General features: G+C 55.0%; 12 protein-coding genes and 3 pseudogenes. 5 read left to right on the forward strand and 10 right to left on the reverse strand.

From position 1 onward, the window contains the following. The first annotated feature begins 98 nt into the window (after positions 1-98). Positions 99-485, forward strand: a complete 387-nt coding sequence (gene gspI, locus AO065_RS02465) for a type II secretion system minor pseudopilin GspI (RefSeq protein WP_004882007.1) — start codon at positions 99-101, stop codon at positions 483-485. A gap of 5 nt (positions 486-490) precedes the next feature. On the opposite strand, the gene AO065_RS02470 is transcribed toward gspI, so the two are convergent. Next, a complete protein-coding gene (locus tag AO065_RS02470) occupies positions 491-922 on the reverse strand; it encodes a type II secretion system protein N (RefSeq protein WP_004882006.1) in 432 nt (143 codons plus the stop codon). An 83-nt stretch (positions 923-1,005) separates the two neighbouring features. Here AO065_RS02470 and AO065_RS02475 point away from each other — a divergent pair, with 83 nt between their 5' ends. From AO065_RS02475 to AO065_RS27370, 3 genes are all read left to right on the forward strand, one after another. Continuing rightward, positions 1,006-1,467: a GspH/FimT family pseudopilin gene (locus tag AO065_RS02475; RefSeq protein WP_004882004.1), complete on the forward strand. Its 462-nt coding sequence runs from the start codon at positions 1,006-1,008 to the stop codon at positions 1,465-1,467. Next, on the forward strand, positions 1,464-2,069 hold the full coding sequence (locus AO065_RS02480; RefSeq protein WP_063921057.1) for a prepilin-type N-terminal cleavage/methylation domain-containing protein: 606 nt from the start codon (positions 1,464-1,466) through the stop codon (positions 2,067-2,069). The genes AO065_RS02475 and AO065_RS02480 overlap by 4 nt, the downstream gene beginning before the upstream one ends. Positions 2,070-2,195: 126 nt before the next feature. Beyond that, complete coding sequence (locus AO065_RS27370) at positions 2,196-2,327, forward strand: hypothetical protein (protein WP_231991864.1); 132 nt, start codon at positions 2,196-2,198, stop codon at positions 2,325-2,327. 29 nt (positions 2,328-2,356) lie between these two features. On the opposite strand, the gene AO065_RS02490 is transcribed toward AO065_RS27370, so the two are convergent. Both AO065_RS02490 and AO065_RS26925 read right to left on the reverse strand, forming a co-directional pair. Then, positions 2,357-2,680, reverse strand: a complete 324-nt coding sequence (locus tag AO065_RS02490; protein WP_155500396.1) for a hypothetical protein — start codon at positions 2,678-2,680, stop codon at positions 2,357-2,359. Between the two features lie 89 nt (positions 2,681-2,769). Next, positions 2,770-2,991: a hypothetical protein gene (locus tag AO065_RS26925; RefSeq protein WP_032650880.1), complete on the reverse strand. Its 222-nt coding sequence runs from the start codon at positions 2,989-2,991 to the stop codon at positions 2,770-2,772. Here AO065_RS26925 and tnpC point away from each other — a divergent pair. Then, a pseudogene (gene tnpC, locus AO065_RS02495) lies at positions 2,920-3,999 on the forward strand (IS66 family transposase); the annotation flags it as partial. The gene AO065_RS26925 and the pseudogene tnpC overlap by 72 nt on opposite strands. Positions 4,000-4,029: 30 nt before the next feature. Here tnpC and AO065_RS26930 read toward each other — a convergent pair. The 7 genes and pseudogenes from AO065_RS26930 to AO065_RS27985 form a co-directional block, all read right to left on the reverse strand. Beyond that, the gene (locus AO065_RS26930; RefSeq protein WP_134672681.1) at positions 4,030-4,257 is read right to left on the reverse strand and encodes a hypothetical protein; all 228 of its coding nucleotides are present in this window, start codon (positions 4,255-4,257) and stop codon (positions 4,030-4,032) included. A gap of 96 nt (positions 4,258-4,353) precedes the next feature. Further along, complete coding sequence (locus AO065_RS02500) at positions 4,354-4,626, reverse strand: hypothetical protein (protein WP_004881994.1); 273 nt, start codon at positions 4,624-4,626, stop codon at positions 4,354-4,356. A gap of 13 nt (positions 4,627-4,639) precedes the next feature. Continuing rightward, on the reverse strand, positions 4,640-5,548 hold the full coding sequence (locus AO065_RS26935) for a hypothetical protein (RefSeq protein ID WP_155500397.1): 909 nt from the start codon (positions 5,546-5,548) through the stop codon (positions 4,640-4,642). After that, on the reverse strand, positions 5,500-5,979 hold the full coding sequence (locus tag AO065_RS26940) for a hypothetical protein (RefSeq protein ID WP_155500398.1): 480 nt from the start codon (positions 5,977-5,979) through the stop codon (positions 5,500-5,502). Before AO065_RS26940 ends, AO065_RS26935 begins: the two co-directional genes overlap by 49 nt. Positions 5,980-6,457: 478 nt before the next feature. After that, the gene (gene imm45 / locus AO065_RS26420) at positions 6,458-6,769 is read right to left on the reverse strand and encodes an Imm45 family immunity protein (RefSeq protein WP_004881990.1); all 312 of its coding nucleotides are present in this window, start codon (positions 6,767-6,769) and stop codon (positions 6,458-6,460) included. Between the two features lie 12 nt (positions 6,770-6,781). Beyond that, positions 6,782-10,930: pseudogene (locus AO065_RS27980) on the reverse strand (DUF637 domain-containing protein); the annotation flags it as partial. Positions 10,931-12,445: 1,515 nt separating this feature from the next. Further along, positions 12,446-19,636 (reverse strand): annotated as a pseudogene (locus AO065_RS27985) (beta strand repeat-containing protein); the annotation flags it as partial. Positions 19,637-19,789 lie beyond the last annotated feature (153 nt).

Below are 19,789 nucleotides of genomic sequence, written 5' to 3' on the forward strand. Positions count from 1 at the left end.
CTATAAAACGGGACGAGGGAAATATTCAGTGATTTGCGTTCGCATCAGAACGCTGGACCAGTGCTATTCTGCGCCCCTGTATTCCGCCAGGAGGCACCATGGAACAGACACACAAGGAACGTGGATTCACCCTGGTCGAGGTGCTCGTCGCGCTGGCAATTATCGCTGTGTCCATGTCGGCAGCGGTGCGTGTTGCAGGTGGGATGACGCAAAGCAATGGCCTGCTGCGTGACCGATCAATCGCCCTGCTGGCCGCGCAGAACCGACTCGCGGAATTACGTCTGGAAGGACAGCTCAAGGCTGGTGTGAAAACCCTCGATTGTGATCAGGGACGTCTGCTGCTGCGCTGCGATCAGACCCTGAGCGCCATGGCCGGAAGCACGATGATGCTCGTGAATGTGAGGGTGTCGGAACGTGGGCGACAAGGGCCGCCACTGGCGCGTCTGGAAACGATACTGGGCCGCCCCTGGGTCAAGCCGCAGTGAGCTATTCAGCGGCGTATCAGGTCCGGCAGCCCGGGGACCTCGGAGAGCGTGCTGACCTTGATTCGGGTCTGCTCCGATCCGCGCTCGATCACCACGCCGTCAGCTTCTATCGCGACCAGACGCACATCCCTCGCCAGTCGCTCGCCCGCCATCACGCTGCGCGCCGGACCATCATTGAGCCGGATAACCGCCACCGCACCTCGCGCGCCTGCCATGACACCGGACACACTGATCTGCACTTGCGAAGGCTGATTGGCAAACCATTGGCTTGCCGGGCTGGCGGAACCGCCTTCCTGGGTTACGCTCGTCTGCACAGGCGCGGACGATTGAGCCGATGTCATCAATAACGAAGACCAGACCACCACGCCTGCCAGCGCCGCAAGCAAGGCCGCTGACTGCAACAATCGCGGAGCCGATACACCAAAAGCAACTGCCATGACTGAACCTCCTGTTCGTCTGGAACCAGAGTCTACATCAGACTGCGCGTCGGTATAGCGGCTCAACCAAGGACCCCGGCTTCATGACCATGGACAGGCAACAGGGCTTCACCTTGATCGAACTGATGGTCGTGCTGGTCATCATCGGCATTGCCAGTGCCGCCGTCAGCCTGAGCATCAAACCCGATGCCGACGCACTGCTGCGCAAGGACAGCCAACGACTGGCGCAACTGCTGCAGATCGCCCAGGCCGAGGCCCGCGCCGACGGCCGCCCGATCACCTGGCTGGCCGATGGCAAAGGCTTCGTTTTCCAGCGCCGCAACGCAGAAGGCAACGGTTTTGATCACTTCACAGACGACCCGCACCTGCATCCGCGCAACTGGGAAACCCCGTCCATGCGCGTGCAGATCCAGCCTCGCCAATCCGTCGTCCTGAACGCCGAATGGATCACGCCGGTGCTGCACTTCCGCCTCTCCGATGGCGAACACACGCTGGGCGTAGAGCGTTCGGCCTTGGGTCAGTTGAACGTGGTCAGTACGCCATGAACAAACATCAGCGTGGCTTTACCCTGCTCGAAGTGATGGTCGCGATTCTGCTGATGTCCATCGTCAGCCTGATCGCTTGGCGCGGCCTGGACAGCGTGACCCGCACCGACGCCCGACTGCGTGAAAACACCGAACAGACCGAGTCCTTATTGCGAGCCTTCAATCAGCTGGAGCGCGACATGGCCCTGCGCGCCAGCATCGAAATGCAGGAACCGGACCTGGACGGCGATCAGAACGACCGATCTCAGGCCCCGGCAGCAGTCAGTGTGCGTGCCGCTGACACGGGTGAGTTCCGTCTGGACGTGATTCGCAGTGCCGCCGTATCGGGCGAAGGCCTGCAACGCGTGCGCTGGTGGCTGAAAGACGGAACGCTCTATCGGGCCATGGGCCTGCCGAGTGATCGATATCCACTGCCTGCGCCCAAGGAAGGGGTTGCGGTGCTTGGGAGTATCGTGGATATGCAGACACGGATCTGGAGGGCGGACAATGACTGGCACACGCTTGATGGTAATCGGGAGAATAATCCCAAGGGGATCGAGATTCGATTGACTCGGGAGACGGGCCAGGGGCGGGAGGAGTATAGGAAGGNATCAAAACGCTAAGCTAATGCCGGAAGCTGGATTCCCGATTTTTTCAGAAGCCCATCTACCATGATGCGACTCAACGCTCAAGTCGAGAAAGTGTACCTCTACCCCAAGACCGTTGACTTTAGAAAATCCATTGACGGCATGGCTGCGCTGGTCGAACCGGATATCAGGATTGACGTGTTCGACCCGGTACTTTTCGTTTTCCTCAACAAGCGACAACAACGCTATTCCCCCAACAAAAACGAGAGCTTTAATATTTTTCTCCAATCATAAGCGCCTGACCGCCAGACCAAAACCTCCAATCAGTACTTATAATCCTCAGGAATTTCAATATTCTTATCCCTGTAGATCACAAGCATTTTTTCTAAGTCCTCATGAATATTTAAAAAGTGATCTGAAAGCATTAAAAATCTAATGCGAGCCATAGTGAGCGCCCCTAAACTCAAAACATCATCATTGTTTTCTACCCCAGCAATCAATTTTTCAACATCATCAAAAGCAAGGCGCAAATCCTTTGAAAGTTCCTCATCCCAGTCTTGCCTATAGTTAGCACTCCAGTCGTCGTGGCAAAAATCTATCTTATTTTTTGAAATAAGAGCAGAGATTATTTTCTTCACATCATTCATGCATGTCATTTTATAGTCCTTCCAAATGCAGCGTCTGTCTTTTTAATGTTAATACTACCATCCAAATTAAGGACGTGCGTAGCCTTGCTTCAAAGTTTCACTAGGGTTTCTTCAACCGTTGCGTAGACTGTTGCTTTGGCGTCTTGATGCACCTCGCGAAACCCGTTCCCCCAATGCTTCTGCGATCTCAGATCGCGTAGTTTTGATCGCCCAAAACGTGATGCCGCTTTTAGAAGGTCAAACACGCCATCGGCGAGGAAGTCAGCGAGCAGCTTGAGATCGTGCCGATGCAGATCCGGGTCATCAAGCATGTTCGTAAAATCTATGGCTGCCGCCACTGCGAAACGGCACCCGTCACCGCGGACAAGCCTGCTCAACTGATTGAAAAAAGTATGGCCAGCCCCAGCGTTCTGGCGATGTTGCTGACGACCAAATACGTCGATGGCCTGCCATTGCATCGCGTCGAAAAAGTGTTGGGTCGCCACGGTATCGATATCCCACGCCAGACCTTGGCGCGCGGGGTTATCCAGTGCGGCGAACACCTGCAACCCTTGCTGAATTTGATGCGCGACCGGCTACTGGAAAGCCGCGTCATCCACTGCGACGAAACGCGAGTGCAAGTGCTGAAAGAACCAGATCCAGAACCGAGCAGTCAATCCTGGATGTGGGTGCAAACCGGCGGGCCGCTGAATCAGCCGGTGATCCTTTTCGACTACTCGACCAGCCGGGCGCAGGAGGTGCCTACGCGCCTGCTCAATGGTTATCGCGGTTACGTGATGACCGATGATTACGCCGGTTACAACGCCTTGGGCGCCCAAACTGGAGTCGAGCGTTTAGGCTGCTGGGCGCATGCGCGACGCAAGTTTGTTGAAGCACAGAAAGTGCAGCCCAAAGGTAAAACGGGGCGTGCCGATATCGCGCTGAACCTGATCAACAAGCTGTATGGGATCGAACGCGACTTGAAGGCCAGCAGCGACGCTGATCGTAAAATCGGCCGTCACGAACATAGCCTGCCGATACTGGCTCAGTTGAAAAGCTGGATCGAAAAGACGCAGCNCTACCTGCCGCTCGACAATAACGCTGCTGAACGCGCGATCCGCCCCTTCGTGATCGGAAGAAAGAACTGGCTGTTTAGCGACACGCCCAAGGGCGCCACGGCCAGTGCTCAACTGTACAGCTTGGTCGAGACTGCCAAAGCCAACAGCCAGGAGCCCTATGCGTGGCTGCGCCACGCACTTGAACGTTTGCCAACGGCGACATCGGTAGAGGATTACGAAGCCTTGCTGGCGTGGAACTGCGAACCTCGACTTCACAGCTAAACGCTTTACCTACCTTTAGCAAGGTGGGGTTTATGGAGCGCTTACAGACGAACCATCAACTGCCGCCTCAATACCGTCAAACTTAACAAAATTGACGCCTTTTTCATTAGGGTTGGCATAACGCAGCGCCGCCGCCCCTCCTTTACCTGTCGCTAAATCAGTAAACGCGCCATTGGCACCCGCCTGAAAGTCCTGCGCCGCAGGCTTTCCTTTTGGGCCTTCCGCGACATAAATGAGACCTTTATTTTCACCACCCAAGGCTCTTGCCTCAGTCTCAGTAAGTACCCGGGCATTGAGGTTTGGCAGTAAGTCATCGACCTTACTTCCAAGCCCTTTTGCACCGCCAAGAACGCTCTAAGGGTTCAACGGATCCCAAAGCACTCTTTTTACATACGCTATTGATTCCTCTTCAGTATCGAAGTCTTGGACTTCATAATCATCATTCAAAAGCATTTCTCTCCAACGCACACTCTTATCTTCAAACGCTGCAGCCAGCTCAGCTTTCATCTCATCCAGCTTTCCACTTGATATCAAGCCTCTTAGGTATATATTTTTAGCAGCTTCCTCCTGAAAACCAAAGTCTGCAGAAAATATAGTCTTTAGCATATAGCGAATATTTTCATACATTATAATATCCCCTCTATTTTGGCAACGGCGCTGGAAAAATAGTGATAGTTTCCCAAACATTTTTGCCAGGATTAAATTGATAAACACCTTCTACGCTGCGTAAATTGCTTACTTTAGCAGGAGCGCCTAGAACTTCTAAATTTTTAGCTGTATTACCGCTTGACCAAATCCTCTTAAACCCTCTACCAAGGTCAGCCCCGACATCACCAACATCATCAGCCGTGACTCTAACTGTATCGCTGCCAGGATTACGAGCTATCGCTTTTTGCAAAGCGTTGTTTCGGACGAACTGATCAGCTTGAACCAACAAATCGTCAGAATGGAAGGCGGAGGACAATGGCGGAACCGATGGACCTATAGCGCCGTCCGGTTTTACACCGGTCTTTGCCCTGACCATCAGGTCTCCGTCAGTAACGTTACCACCGTGAACACCCAGTGAATGTGCGTTCGGATGACTTGTGAGCAACTCAAGTTTTTGTTGATCAATTTCACTTGAGGTATTTTTTGGGCCGTCGAAATTTGCATCCTTAGCTGCAGTTTTACCTGTCCCCACAACTCCTGCGTCTCCAGGAACCAAACCCAACGTACTACCTTTTGGATCTAACCCGCTACCAACACCTCCAACATCATCTGCAATCTGCCAAGTAGCAGGCACCGTATCAGGATAGCCACCAACAGGCTTTCCGCTATAAGGTCCCTCAGAGCTAGCCCATACCGGGACACTTGTCGATCCTTTTGGACCTGCGTCAGCATCAACAAAAGATGTCGTAAGGTTTTTATCGTTGGCTGCAGCCGTTACCCATCTGCCTCCAATCCACTTGGTGACAATACCTCCGCTGACGGAGGTAATCAACCCGGTGGCTACATCGAAGATCAGTGCGCCTGCCTGCTGGTCAGACTGTGCCAGTAGCTGGTCACCCAAGCGCTCAAGCCCCTGCGCAGGGATCGGACTGGTTGCCCATTCCCCCCCGAATTTGCCGCTGACCATATGTCTTGGGCCGCGCCGACAGCTGTATTAATGGGTTGAGCAAGGCCTGCTAAAGAATCAACAATCTTGCCTGGCCATTGTATCGCTTCGTTAATACTGCCGATGCCGCGCTCGGAAAGCATGTAACCCAATGTTTTTGCGGGAGCATATCCGTTAAATGTTACCTGGTTGGGATCTACGCCCTTGAGGGCAAAATAGTCATCAAAAAGTGCCTTGTTGTATTCACCTAGGCTCCACCCGCCGTCTTTAAAAGACTGGAGTTGAATAAGGCGTTTGCGCTCTTCCAGCTCATAGTCTCTTGCTTTGTCAAGCTCATCCATCCCACGAGTGATATTAGCTTGACAGGCTTCAACGTTCCCACCCATTTTTCCACATGCAGCCCGAGCCTCATCAGCCGCCCGGATCTCAGAGTGTAATAGCCAGTTGTATTGGGTGGCGTTTGCCGCTACAGCAGCAGCGACTTGAGCATCCGAATTACCGGCCGTAGCGCCCAGGACCGCGACAATTTGCGATAGCGCTAAAAGATTCGCTTGGGCCTGCTCGTACTCTCGTGTTCCCTTGACGAGGTTTGAAGGGAGTAGCTTATCCCCGAGGAGCCCTACCAAAACTCATTCGCACCGCCTACAAAAGCCCCCGCACGAAAGTCTCCTCCCATGGCTTCGGCTAGCAGACATAAGTATTTGCGGCGTCTGGAGCAGCCTCATTTTTCAAAAAACTAGAACGAAAAGCAGACCAAGAAGGATCATTGCCTTTAGCCGTTTGATTATAAACATCACCCCCAACCTTCCATCCATTCTTCACTGGAGGGTTGTCGATATGGCCAGATGCTTTTGCACCTTCAAATCACCGTACAGACTCATACCTATCAATAAAATAAACATCCGAAACATCACAATCAGGATAGATCCATTTCTCCCAGTTAGACACTACCCATTCCTTATCGAGACCACCATCCACGGAAGAGCTTTCTCTAGGCAGATTAACCAGTATCAATCCAGCTTTGTAGCCGGAAGTTACAATTAACCCATATGGCCTCTCTTCGATTTGGCTCTCGAAAATCATAAAGTCAACCGACTCTTCATATGGGTATTTCCCAGGAGCTCTAAATATATTTCCACGAGCAAAAGAACAATTTTTGTAGTCAACCAATCTCACTTTGATCTCCTGTCATTTTATCTTCAGATCATGGCCGCCAGTATTATCGGCTGGTTTTGTTTGTTTGAACTCAAAATTGACCTCCCCTAGGTGCTTGCCATTTTTAGGATTGATAACCTCAAAACGCCCGTGCTGGGTATCCATGGCATATAGATTCCCATCATTTGAATCATATACATCACGCCCATTTAGTTTAGATAGCTTATTGTTTTTCACTAGCCCATTAGCTACCGTCACACTAGCAGCTGCGCTCTTGATCTGAGCTACTCGTTCTCCCGGGGGCAAGCTAGATAAACTTTTCTCAAACTGAGCGACAGTTTGGCCTCCTGGCAAGGCACCTTTTGGACCTGGCCCTTTGCCTAGCAAGGCCATAGCTGCGGCCATCTGAAACTCGGTAATAAAAGTAGCACGTTCCTGAACGTCTGGCTTCCGGCGCAGTTGAACATCAACCCAACTGGTTTCCTTGACCCATTGGTCAAGCCCGGCCATTTCATCCGGTGTCAGCCACCCCTCCTTGAGATTCTTCGCATAAGCCATCTGCTTATCCGAAGTAAACAATGCACCCCACCCGTCGACACCTTGTGAAGGAACCGAAACAGAACCAGGGTTACCGTTCAGCAGGCCAGCCATGTCGTAAGAAACGTTGCGCCTGAGGAAATCCAGCAAGTCTTTAGCAACAGGCTCCGTAAGGGACACAGCGCTCTTCTGAATAGAGTCGACGCACCCCCGGGTTTCGCATGAGTTGATCGCCATGGAGCGCTCAGTCGACAGCTTTTCATAATCAGCTATGATCGAACGTATGTTTTGCGCTGAGCAGCCTTCCGTCGCGCGGCATCCTTGCAGTTCATCGAGCAGACGCTGGGCAGATGGGTGGTCAAGGTTGTTGTACTGCGTGCCGTTAGCTGTGACAGCAGCAGCAGCCGAGGCGTCCCCTCCCGTCGCCATGGCTGTCAGCACGCCAATCAACTGGGAAGCTGTCAAAAGCTTGCTAACACCTGCTTCAGAGGCTTTGCTACCTCTATCGACACCGGTTGGCAGGAGACTTTCGGCGAGATAATCGACCAGCATTTCGTTCGCACCGGCTGCAAGGGCTCCTGTCCGGAAATCGCCGCCCATGGCCTCCGACATCAAGCCACCGAGTGCAGCGTGCATTGCTACTTTGGTGAACGTACCAGAGTACTTTGTAAAGTCGCCGATCTCGCCCGCCGCCTTGGCTCCGGCAACACTGATACCAACGCTTAAAGCAGAGGCTCCAAGGTTGTCCTTGAAGCTGCCACCCATGATCGCTGTCTTAATCAAGGCCTCTGTGAATACCTTGTCTGCAACGGTACCCAGGCCGGCTAGATCCAGACCGATACTTTTCGGATCAATAGGTGCAAAACCTGCAAGGGCTCCTGAAACGGCATAACCTTTGAGACTCTCCGAAGACGTTATGTCCTTCAGAACGGCACCCAGATCGCCCTTGTTATTGATCGCACTGGTCGCAGCGTTGGTCGCTACGCTGGTCGCGAGTGCGCCGCCCATACCGGTCAGGCCCAACCCGGCCGGCCCCATCACCGCAGCCATCAGGATAGCGATGGCGATCTGGGCAGCCGGGCCGAGGCCGGAGTTGTTGTACTTGAAACTTTCGTGGATTTCCTTGACCTGATGCCAGTCCACATCGCCACGTTTTTCGGCCTCTTTAAGCCAAACCAATTGCGGATCAGCCTTGACCATGGCGTCGATGCTCTGGCTGACACTTTGCTGGTCAACCTGTTTGACATCGATCTTAAGACCTTCGACCGCATTGATGACTACCTGGCCCTGAGCGCTTAGCTCGCTCTGGCGCAGAGTTTCGTCAGTTCTGCCCTTACCTTTCGACGAGAACCAGACTGAACTGCTTTTGCTCTTAGTATGACTTTCGTCGTGGGAGTCTTTAACGCCCTCAAAGGTCACCGCCCCGCCGCTTTGAATAGTCAGGTCTTTCCCGCTCTCCAGCTTCGCCACCTGATACTTCTGATCGCCACCACTCGCCAGAACCAGATCACCGCCGGTCGTGATTTCACTTCCGATGTTCTTCACATCGGTCACTTCGTCGCGCTTGAAGCTCTTGGCGCCAAACGAGCCCTTTTTCTTTTTTTCGTACAGCGAGTAGTCACTGTCCTGCGCTGCGAGGATGTCGAGGTTTTCACCCGCCACCAGGTACGCTTCCTGACCTGCTGTAATCCGGCTGGAGATCACGGCAAGGTTCTGACCGGCTTGCAGGGCCACGCTGCCGCCAGCGTTGAGGTCGGTGGCGATCTGGCTGACGTGATCTTCCTGACGGGTCAGTTTCTTGCTCTTGGACAGGGAGTGCTCTTCGTCTGCCGCAGAGCTGATGGTCATGTTTGCCGTGGCAGCCATTGCGATGTCGCGCTTGGCATCGATGTCGCTGGCAATCAGGGAGATATCGCGGCCAGCCTTGGCGCCCAGATCACGTCCAGCAGTGACAGTAGAGCCCAGCTGGGTGATGTCGCTACTGTTGTGGTTTTTGTCGAAGAACAGGCTGTTATTGACTTCCGTCGTGCCGATACTCAAATCACGTCCGGCAACGATATTCAGATCACGCCCGCTTTCCAGAACGCTGCCACGGTTGATGAAGTCACGGCCAGCCGAAATGCTCATGTCGTTGGCAGCTTCGATGCGCGCCGCGCTGTCGGCGAACTCGCTGTGTCGCTGTCCACGGACATCGTTGTCCATCGACGTGATGCTGCGCTCGTTGATCACGTCGCCATTGAGCGAGGTCAAGGACACATCACGGCCTTTGATGATGCCGCCTGCCGTGTTGATCAGATCGTTGCCTGCCAGCAAATCCAGGCGATTGCCCGCCTCTATCAAACCGGCATTGACAAGGTTGTTGCCCGCGACCGCGGAGAGGTTGTTGCTGGCAAGCAATGTGCCTACGTTATCGAGGTTCTGGCCAGCGATCAGCGAGACGTCGTTACCGGCGATCAATGCACCGGTTGGCCCCAGACGGTTATCCGCCTGGGCCAGGTACAGCACCGGAACCAGGACCTTTTCGCCATTCACTTCATGCTCTTCGAGCCACACGATGTCGTGGGTCAGCGCGGCAACCTGCTGCGAACTCAGCGATACGCCGACGGCAAGGTTCAGTTGTTGCTTGCTCGCGATAGCGTTGTTCATCAGGTACTTGAACTGCGCTTCGTTGGAGGTCTGTCCCTGAATGAACGCCTGACCGGTACGAGCGACCACCGCTTGTTGCACAAGCCGCTGCTCGTAAAGACCGTCGCCCAGACGTTTGGCACTGACTTCCGGGTCGTAGCCGAGACCTGCAAGCAGGTAATCCGAACTCATGAACTGCTTGAGTTCAGTCAGTACCGGGTTGGTTTCGATCAGGTATTTCTGAGGCTTGGAGACGAATGTGCTGTTTGGCAGCCCCTGAACCTTCGCGACCGTTTGCGAGGCGGCACCTGCGACAGGGCTGATAGCGTTGCTCTGAGAGACAACAACCGGCTGCGCTGCGCTGGTCACCTGATTGGCTTGAGCGATCACTGACGGTCTGGCGGAAGTCGGGATCTGACTGGCTACTGACGTACCGATGACCTGTGTAACCGAGGTGATCGCGCCGCCCTGCACCGCCCCAGGATTCTGGATCGTGCCACCACTGGATGAGGCTACGGTAATCAACGGCACTGCGGTCGACGAGCCGTTACTTTGAACAGGCAATAGAGCGCCGTTGCCCTGATTGCTCGCTGTCACTCCGGCAACTGTATCGACCAAGGTTACGCCAGCGGCGTCTGAGCTGTGACCCGGTAAGATGAATCCACCAGCGTTCGAAAAACCCGGAGCACTGGTGTCGAAGGTCGATGCATTGGCACTCACACCGGCAGCCTGCCGTGTCGTTAGCGCAAGCTGGCGAGTGGCGCTGTCGATCTGTCCGACAGCACCGAGTTGAATGATGCCAGGCTGTGCATCAGGAACAGATTGCTCACGCTGAGCCAGCGATATGCTGGCGCCGCCCATTGTCCAGCTTTGCGGGGTGCCGGTCGCTTGGGAGATAGAAGTCGTATCGACTGACTGTCCGCTAAGACGGAACAGGCCGTTCTGGCCTGTCGGCAGGCTGAAGCCTGGCAGGGCTAGTGGGTTAACTTGTTGCTGAGCCAAATCCGGTGGGAGCTGAGCGTTGATTCTAATAACGGTGGTACCGATGCCTGAAACATGTGTATCTTGAAGTTTGCTAATCGTCGCGCCGGCTGCATAGTCCTGATGAATAACGCTGTTCTGTAGTTCTTGAGTAGCGACAATGGAGACGTTTCCACCTGCCTGAATTACGGCTGAACGGCCCGCGCTGCTGGAGCCGTCTTTCGCTACTTCGACGTCGCTTGCCAGATTCATCTTCAGGAGTGCCGAGGGCAGCTGCAACAAGTTTGAAGCATCATACTGCGAATTAGGTATCTGCCCCTCTTTGTATCCAGTGTATAACTGAGGACCGCCATACTGACCATATACTTGACCAGTCTCCACATCCGTCAAAGTCATATAATGGAAAGTATGATCTATCTCGCGACCGCCTCGATAATAAAGCTCCCAACGAGGCTTGCCCAGTCTTATATCGCCGTTGGCACCCACAAAATATACATTTGGAAAGTCTGGATTGTTACGTTGATTGTATTCAAAAATCGTCGGTGTAAATGCTTCCTGAGGGTCTCCTGGTGCAGCCATATAAGTTCTAGTTCGTTCGACAGAACCGCTAACCGCACCAATATTCTTGAAGCTGCCTGATTGAATACTGATATTTCCGACTGCACTAATAGTGCTTTTAGCATTCAAAAAACTTTTGCCGGAAAAGACAAAATCCGCACCCGACGAGATGATAGAGGACGCACTGACGTCGCTGTCCTGCCCCCCCTGAAAACGCTCTCTTACAATATAATTAGATACATATCTTCCGCGAGAAGCTTCTACGGTCTGCACGGCAATGAAGCCGGAAATCAATGTACGACCAACTGCAAAATTATTGCCCGAACTTCCACCCAGCGTACGACTTTCGAAGTTCTCAGCATTTATTGTGAGCGTTCCGCCGCTTTCAATAGAACCAGATATATTGAGCACTTGACTCGCTTGCTTCGTGGCGAGGCCTTGAAAAGCAATATTACCTAGCGCATACACACTACCTTGTTGATTGGTAAAGCTGGCTGAGTTAGATGCAACATCTGCACCACCGAAAATCAGACCTTTGTTAACTACGCTCGGCGTGTTGACAGTAAGTTTCAGGCGAGAGCCAAGGGTGCCGCCGTTTGTTAGCTCGCCTGCGGTAACTATCAGATCCGCAACAGAGGTCAACCGCCCTTGGTTTTCCAATACCCCATCAATATCAATATCAGTTTGTGCACCTCCAGCGATGCTGGCAGCTTCGGCCAATTTCATGCGGCTAGCCTGCAGGTCAAAAGCGCCTAAACTGGATGCCCGACCATTTCCTGAATAAGCGCCCTCCAAGGTCAAGGTCATCGCTCCGTCACTAGCAATCAACCCATCATTAATCCAGTTCCCCCCCGTCCCGACAAACGCATCCGACGCCAGCAACTGCCCGCTCGCCGTCTGATTGAATGTCCCGACATTGACCGTCAATCGCCCTGCCTGAATCACGCTACTGTTTGTCCAGCTGTCAGCCGCGAGCGTCAGTCCGCCGCGCGTTACGACACTGCCGCCAGCATTGGTCAGATTGGGCGTGGAGATCGCAAAGGTGCCTTCTCCGGTATGCAGCAGAGACCCATTGGCATTGAGGAAGCTGGTCGCGTTAAGCGTCAGGTCGCTGCTTGCCACTTCCAGTCGGCCGCTGCGGTTGTCGAACTGGTTGCCGATCTGGAAGAGTGTCGAACCACCTGCCCCCAGCGCGCGAAGCTGGCCGGTCTGGTTGTCCAGATTCGCGGCGCGGATGTTCAGCGTGCTGTCACTCTCGATGATGCCCAGGCGATTGTTCAGCAGCCCGCCGAGATCGAGTTCGATCTGGCCGCCCGCAATCTGGCCGTCGTTATCACCGCTGTTATCGAAGTTGACGCCCTTGACGCGCACCAACCCCTTCGCGTACAGACCGCCATTACGGTTATCGAAATCCGACGTGGTTATCAGCGCTTCGCCGGTCCGGGCAGAAACACGACCGCCGTAGTTATTGAAGCCGCCCAACGCGGTCAGGTTGAGACGCTGAGCCTGGATCACACCTCCTTGCCGCTTGCCGTCATAACCGTTGTTCAACACGCCGGTAATGGTCGAAGTGAATGCACCCTGCAAACTGGAAAGCACACCACCCTGGCTGTTGAGATTTGCTGCGGTAACGCCCAGATCGCCCGCTTGGGCGATAATGCGGCCATTCAGGTTATCGACGTCTTTGTTAACAGACACGCGAAGCGCTCCCTGGCTTTGCAACGTGCCAAGCGTGTTGTTGAGACCTGCCGCGTCCACCTCTACATCACCGCCCTGACTGTAGATCAGACCGTCTGTAGCGTTGACCACATTACCGGCGGCGATGAGATGCAACTTACCGTCAGATGCGAGGGTGCCGCGGTTACTGTTATCCAGTTGCCCGGCTGTATTGAGCGTCAACAGGCTCTTGCTGACCAGTTGGCCGCCCTGGTTATTGATCTGGGTACTGCGACGCAGCAATAACGCGCCGCCGCTGGCCAGCTTCCCGTTGGTGTTGGTCAGGGCAGCCAGCAGGTCGAGGGTCATCGCGCCTCTGCTGCTGAGGTTTCCCGCGCTGTTGTCGAGTGTTCCGCCCTCGAAACTCAGGTCCTGCGCGGCCGTCAGATTGCCAGCGGTGTTATCAAGCGTAGCGGCTTTGATCGTCAGTCCGGCTCCGCTGTCAATCAAGCCTTTCTGACTGTTGTCCAACCGACCGGTAACGGTCAGAGTCTGGCCAGCACCGCTGGACAAGATGCCTCCACTGTTGCTGAGGCTGTCGGATGTGACAGTCAGTGCCGTCTGGCTGACCAGCGCCCCGCCACCGCTGTTGAGCAACGCACCGCTCAGGTCAACGCCAACCGAACCGTTGCGGCTGGACAGCGTTCCGTTGTTGCGGTTGTCGAGACTATTGCCGTGAACGTCGAGACGTTGCCAACCGGAAAGCAGGCCGTTCTGGTTATTGACGCTGTCGGTTGCGACCGTCAGTACGTCGCTGCTGATGACCTTGCCGTTTGTGTTATCGAGCGCACGGCCGTTCAGCTCAAAGCTCTGTGAGCTGGAGATTTCGCCTGACTGGTTGATGAAGTCGCGTACGCGCTTGAATGTCAGAGGGCCTTTGGCAGAAACCAGTCCGCCACGGTTATCCAGATCAGCGTTTTTCAGATCAATGGACAGACTGGTGTTGCCCATCAAACGTCCAGAGTCGAGTGACAGCGCATCAAGGGTGACGCTCATCGCGCCCAATGCCGAAACTTCACCACCGTTGCCCGAATTCAGACTGTTGGCTGTCAGAACCAGCGTACTGCCGCTATTGATCAAGCCGTTGGCGGTGTTATTGATCGTTGTTGCGTCCAGCGTCAGACCCGTTTTAGCCAGTAACTGGCCTGTCTGGTTATCAAGGACGCCCGAACCCAATTCAAGAAACTGGTTCGCGTTGATGAGGCCTTTTTCGCGATTGGTCAGCGTCCCGGTAACCGTCAGGTCCAGATCGTTGCGACTGGTCAGGGTCCCACCGGTGTTGTCCAGCGTGCCGGCCTTGGCATCCACACCTGCTGCGGCGATCATGCCTTTGACGTTATTCAGTGCATTGGCAATACGCAGAGTGAGGAATTGATTGCTGAGTACCTTGCCGCCGTTGTTTTCAAGGCTGTTTGCAGACAGCGTGAACGCTTGCCCACTGGAAATTTCGCCACCCTGGTTCAACACCACGCCCAGATTTTTCAGCAGCAGCGTGCCTGGGGCATTGATAAGTCCGCTCTGGTTGTCCAGTTGGCCATTGTTCAGATCAAGGCTGAGTGAGGTGTTGCTGAACAGAGTGCCTTTCTGCTGATCCAGACGGCTGACGCTTGCGGTCATTGCCTGACTGCTGCCGATGCTGCCGCCACTGCTGTTGGTGAGTTTCGCGGCGGTCAGCTCCAGTCGGTCACCGGTGCTGACACGCCCATTCTGACTGTTATCGAAATCACCCGTAGTGAGCTTCAGCAAGCCCTTACTGCTGATGGTGCCGCGCTGGCTGTTATCGAGGACGCCGCTCCCCAGATCGAGTGCACCATCGGTCACCAGCTTGCCGCCCTGATTGCCGAATGCTCCGACGCTACGCAGATACAGGGTGTCAGCACTGGAAACATTGCCAGCGGTGTTGGTCAGGCTGCCAGCCTTCAGGGTCAGCGTACCTTCGCTGCTGACCAGGCCCTTCGTGTTATCGAGCAGCCCGGACAAATCGATATTGATGTCCTGCAGACCACTTAACGTTCCGCCGGTGTTGTCCAGTGCCGTGCCGACGACCGTCAGGCCGGTCGTGCTGGATAGCAGGCCATCGTTCTGATTGGTAGTCCGGGCGACGTTCAGTTTCAGGGCTTTCTGCGCAAGGACCTGGCCGCTGTCGCTGTTATTCAGCTTGGCTCCGGTCAGTGTGATCGTGTCCTGACCCGAGATCTCGCCACCACGGTTATCAATGTCAGAAACATTGATACTCAGCGCCTGGGTTGCACCAATCAGGCCCTTGTTGCTGTTGGTCAGTGCATCACCGGTCAGCGTCAGAGAGCCCTGCGCGATCAATTGGCCGCCTTCCTGCTGCAGATTGCCTATGTGCGCGACAAGGTTTTTCTTGCTGGCAAGCTGACCTTCAAGGTTGTCGACGGAAGCCGCATACAGTTCTACGTCTGCATCGGCAATGACCACGCCTTTCGTATTGTTCAGAGCGGTATCGACAGTCAGGTCCAACGCGCCACGGCTGCTGATCAAGCCTGTGGTGTTGTCCAGCACCGCGCTATGCATATCCAACGCAGCAGCGGAAATAGAGCCTTTGACGTTGGCCAGCGCCTCGTCGATAACCAGCGTCAACTTCTGGCCGCTCAGCAACTTGCCGCCACTGTTATCAAGGCTACCGGCCTTCACTGTGAAGGCCTGATTGCTGGATATTTCGCCGTTCTGGTTTGCAACGCCTTTGAGGTTTTTCAGCAGCAGTAGGCCGGAGGCATTGATCAGGCCGCCCTGATTGTTCAACTGCCCGTTGTTGAGGTCCAGACTCAACGAGGTGTTGCTGAACATTTCGCCCGCCTGCTGATCAAGACGGGTGACCGTGGCGGTCAACGCCAGTGCGCTGGCGATACGCCCAGCACTCTGGTTGATGACCTTGCCTGCTGTCAGTTCAAGCGTATCGCTGCTGGTCAGGCGGCCTTTCTGACTGTTGTCGAATGTGCCGGCAGTAACAGTGACCTTGGTCGCGCCTTTGCCAGACAACGCTCCGCCCTGACTGTTGTCGAGGCTGGCACTGGAGATCGTGAGCGTTGAATCTGTGGTGACAGAACCGGACTGGTTGAACAGCGCGCCTGTTGTATCAATCTTCAATGCATCAGCGCTGGACAGACTGCCCTTGGCGTTTTGCAGCGAATCGGCTGTCACACCTAGTGCGGCTTCGCTGCTGAGCAGGCCGCCCGTGTTGTCCAGTGCGCCGGTCAGCAGGATGGTCAGGTTGTTCTGAGAGGCCAGCGTGCCGCCCGCGTTGTCCAGGCGAGCGCCGTCCAGATGCAAGGTGTTGCCGAAAAGCAGCCCCTTGTTAAGGTTGATGATGCGCGCCACTTCCAACTCCAGCGCAGTACCGGCCAGAACCTTGCCGCCGTCACTGTTCTCAAGCGTTTTGGCAGTGATGTCTACGCCGATCTGGCTGGATATCTCACCGTTGCGGTTGTCGATATCGTCCACATTGAGTTTCAGCGCTTTGGTTGCGCCTACCAGACCACCTGACCGGTTATCCAGCGTCTTGCCGATCAAGGTCAGATCACCTTGCGCAACCAGCTCACCGCCTTTCTGGGTCAGGCTGTCGATTTCAGCAACAAGATCAGCCTGACTGGCGATACGTCCCGAGTCGTTGAGCGCTGTTGTCACCTGCAATTTCATCAGGTCAGCAGCATTGAGCAGGCCGCTCCGGTTATCCAGAAACGTGCCTTTCAACTCAAGGCCAGCGTTACTCTGAATACCGCCTTTCTGTTTTGCCGCCAGATCTGCCTGATTGTTGTCGAGTTCATCGACGAACAGCTGCATGCCTTTTTCAGCACGGATGGCTCCGCCGCGGTTGGCGACGCTGTCGCTGTGTACGATCAGCAGATCCCTGGCGATGATGCTGCCGCCACGGTTGTCCACTGAGAGGCTGGATAGATCCATCAGCCCCTTGGCCTGCAGGCTGCCCCCGGTTTGATTGTCCAGTGCCCCCGTCAGAACGAGAGAAAGCTTGCCGTCGGTCACTACCGATCCAGACTGACTGTTGTCCAGGCTCACCGCGTGAATATCAACGCCCTGCCCTGACCCCAGGGTGCCTGCCTGATTGTTGATCGCCTTGCCAACGACCATGTTCAGAAACTTGTCGGCCATGACCTGACCCTGGGTATTGTCCAGGCTCAGGGAAGCCAAATCGGTTTTGCCGGCGCTGGTCAGTTCACCCAGTTGGTTTGACAGAGCGTCCTTCACATCAATGATCAGATCATCATCACTGCTGACGCTGCCGCCATTGTTGTTCAGTTCATTCGCACCAAGATCGATCCCCTTGCCGGAAACCAGACCGCGCACGTTGGTCAGCAACTTATCGACGCGCACGATCAGTGCCTGCTCGCTGATAACCGAACCGTCAGTGTTGTCCAGCGAAGTGGCCGACAGCTTGAAACCATTGGCGCTGGAGATTTCGCCATTTCGGTTATCGACTGTGGTCAGGTTTTTCAAGAGCAGTTGGCCAGGGGCCGTGATCAAACCGCCCAGGTTCTTCAGCACACCGTTGTTCAAATCGAGGCTGACGTCGCTATTACTGTAGAGCCGACCGTCCTTGTTCTGATCCAGGCCGGTGACGAACGCCGTCAGTGCTTTCGCACTGGCGATACGGCCTGCCTCACTGTTGTTGACCTGAGCCGCGGTCAAACTCAGCACATCCGTGCTGGTCAGGCGACCGCCCTGCTGGTTGTCGAACGCTCCCGTATCGACCGTTACCCCTTTGCCTGCGATACGGCCGTTCTTGCTGTTATCCAGACTTGCGCTGTCAAGCGTCAGGTCGGCGCTACTCAATATCTCACCGCCCTGGCTGACGACGTCTCCGGTAACAGTCAGCAAGGACGTGTCAGCGCTGGTGATGCTGCCGCCGGTATTGTTCAGCGATGCAGCCTTCAGCTCCAACGTTCCATCGCTGCGAACGACGCCCTGACTATTGTTCAGCGCATCGGTAACGTTAAAGCCCAGACTGTTTTTGCCGTAAATCCGACCGCTGTCCGTGTTGGTCAACTGGCCCAGATTAAGTTGTACAGACTGCTGGCCTGAGACCACGCCTGCGGTCTGGTTATCGAGACTGTCGGCCGTCAGCAAAAGAGCCCCGTTGGCCAGCAAGCGGCCTTTGCGGCTGTTATCGAATTGACCCACTGTTGCCGTCAGCGTACCCAGGCTTGAGACTTCTGCATTCTGGTTGTTCAGCGTCGCGGCATTCAGCTCAAGACCTGTGGCAGAAATCAGCCCGCGCAGGTTGTTCAGCAACTTATCGACGCGCACGATCAGTGCCTTGTCGCTGATTAATGAACCGGCGGTGTTATCCATCGAGTTGGCCGTCAGCGTGAAGCCGTTGGCGCTGGAAATTTCACCGCTCCGATTATTGACGGTGGTCAGGTTTTTCAGAATCAACTGGCCCGGAGCGGTGATCAGCCCTCCCTGGTTATTCAATACACCGTGACTCAAATCGAGGCTGACATCGCTGTTGCCATACAACCGACCATCATTGGTCTGGTCGAGGGCAGTCACCACGGCAGTCAACGCCATCGCGCTGGCGATGCGACCCGCTTCACTGTTGTTGACCTGGCCGGCAGTCAGGCTCATGACTCCGCTGCTGATGAGGCTTCCGCTGTTCTGGTTTTCGAACGTTCCGGTGGTCAACTCAATGCCGTTACCGGCAATTCGCCCTTTGCGAGCGTTATCGAGACGACCTGTCGTGAGCTTAAGACTGGCGTCGCTCAGCACCTCACCACCGTTATTGACCGCAGCTCCGGTGGCAGTAATCGTAGCGGTTTGCGCACTGGAAATACTGCCGCTGGTGTTGTTCAGCGATGCGGCCGTCAGGGACAACGTGCCATCGCTGCGGATGACACCCTGTTCATTGTTCAATGCACCGGCAATGTTGAAACCCAGATTGTTTTTGCCGTAAATCCGACCGCTGCCAGTATTGGTCAATTCACCGAGATTCAACTGGACGGATTGCTGCCCGGAGACCACGCCGTTGGCCTGGTTGTCGAAACTGTCTGCCGTCAGCAACAACGCGCCGTTGGCCATCAAACGGCCTTTCTGACTGTTATCGAACTGGCCGACCGTTGCTGTGAGCGCCCCGAGGCTGGAGATTTCCGCGCTCTGGTTGTTCAGGGTTGCCGCGTGCAGCTCGAGGCCATTGGCAGATACCATCCCGCGCAGGTTGGTCAGCNGAAGGATCAGCGCCTTGTCGCTCAGCACCGAACCTTCGGTATTGTCCAGCGACGTGGCCGCCAGCGAGAAACCATTCGCACTGGATATCTCGCCGCTCTGGTTGTTCACCACATTGAGGTTTTTCAGCAGCAACTGACCGGGTGCGTTGATCAATCCATCCTGGTTGTTCAGCACACCGTTATTCAGATCCAGGCTGACGTCGCTGTTGCTATAAAGACGACCATCATTGGTCTGATCGAGCCCGGTGACCACCGCCGTCAGGGCCATGGCGCTGGCGATGCGGCCCGCCTCGGTGTTGTTGACCTGAGCGGCAGTCAGCCCAAGGGTGCCGGTGCTGGTAAGACGGCCATCCTTGTGGTTATCGAATGCGCCCGTGGTGACGGTCACGCCGTTCGCCGCAATGCGACCGCTCTGACTGTT

Origin of the sequence: Pseudomonas viridiflava (genome assembly GCF_001642795.1) — a bacterium.
In the GTDB taxonomy this organism is placed as follows: domain Bacteria; phylum Pseudomonadota; class Gammaproteobacteria; order Pseudomonadales; family Pseudomonadaceae; genus Aquipseudomonas; species Aquipseudomonas viridiflava.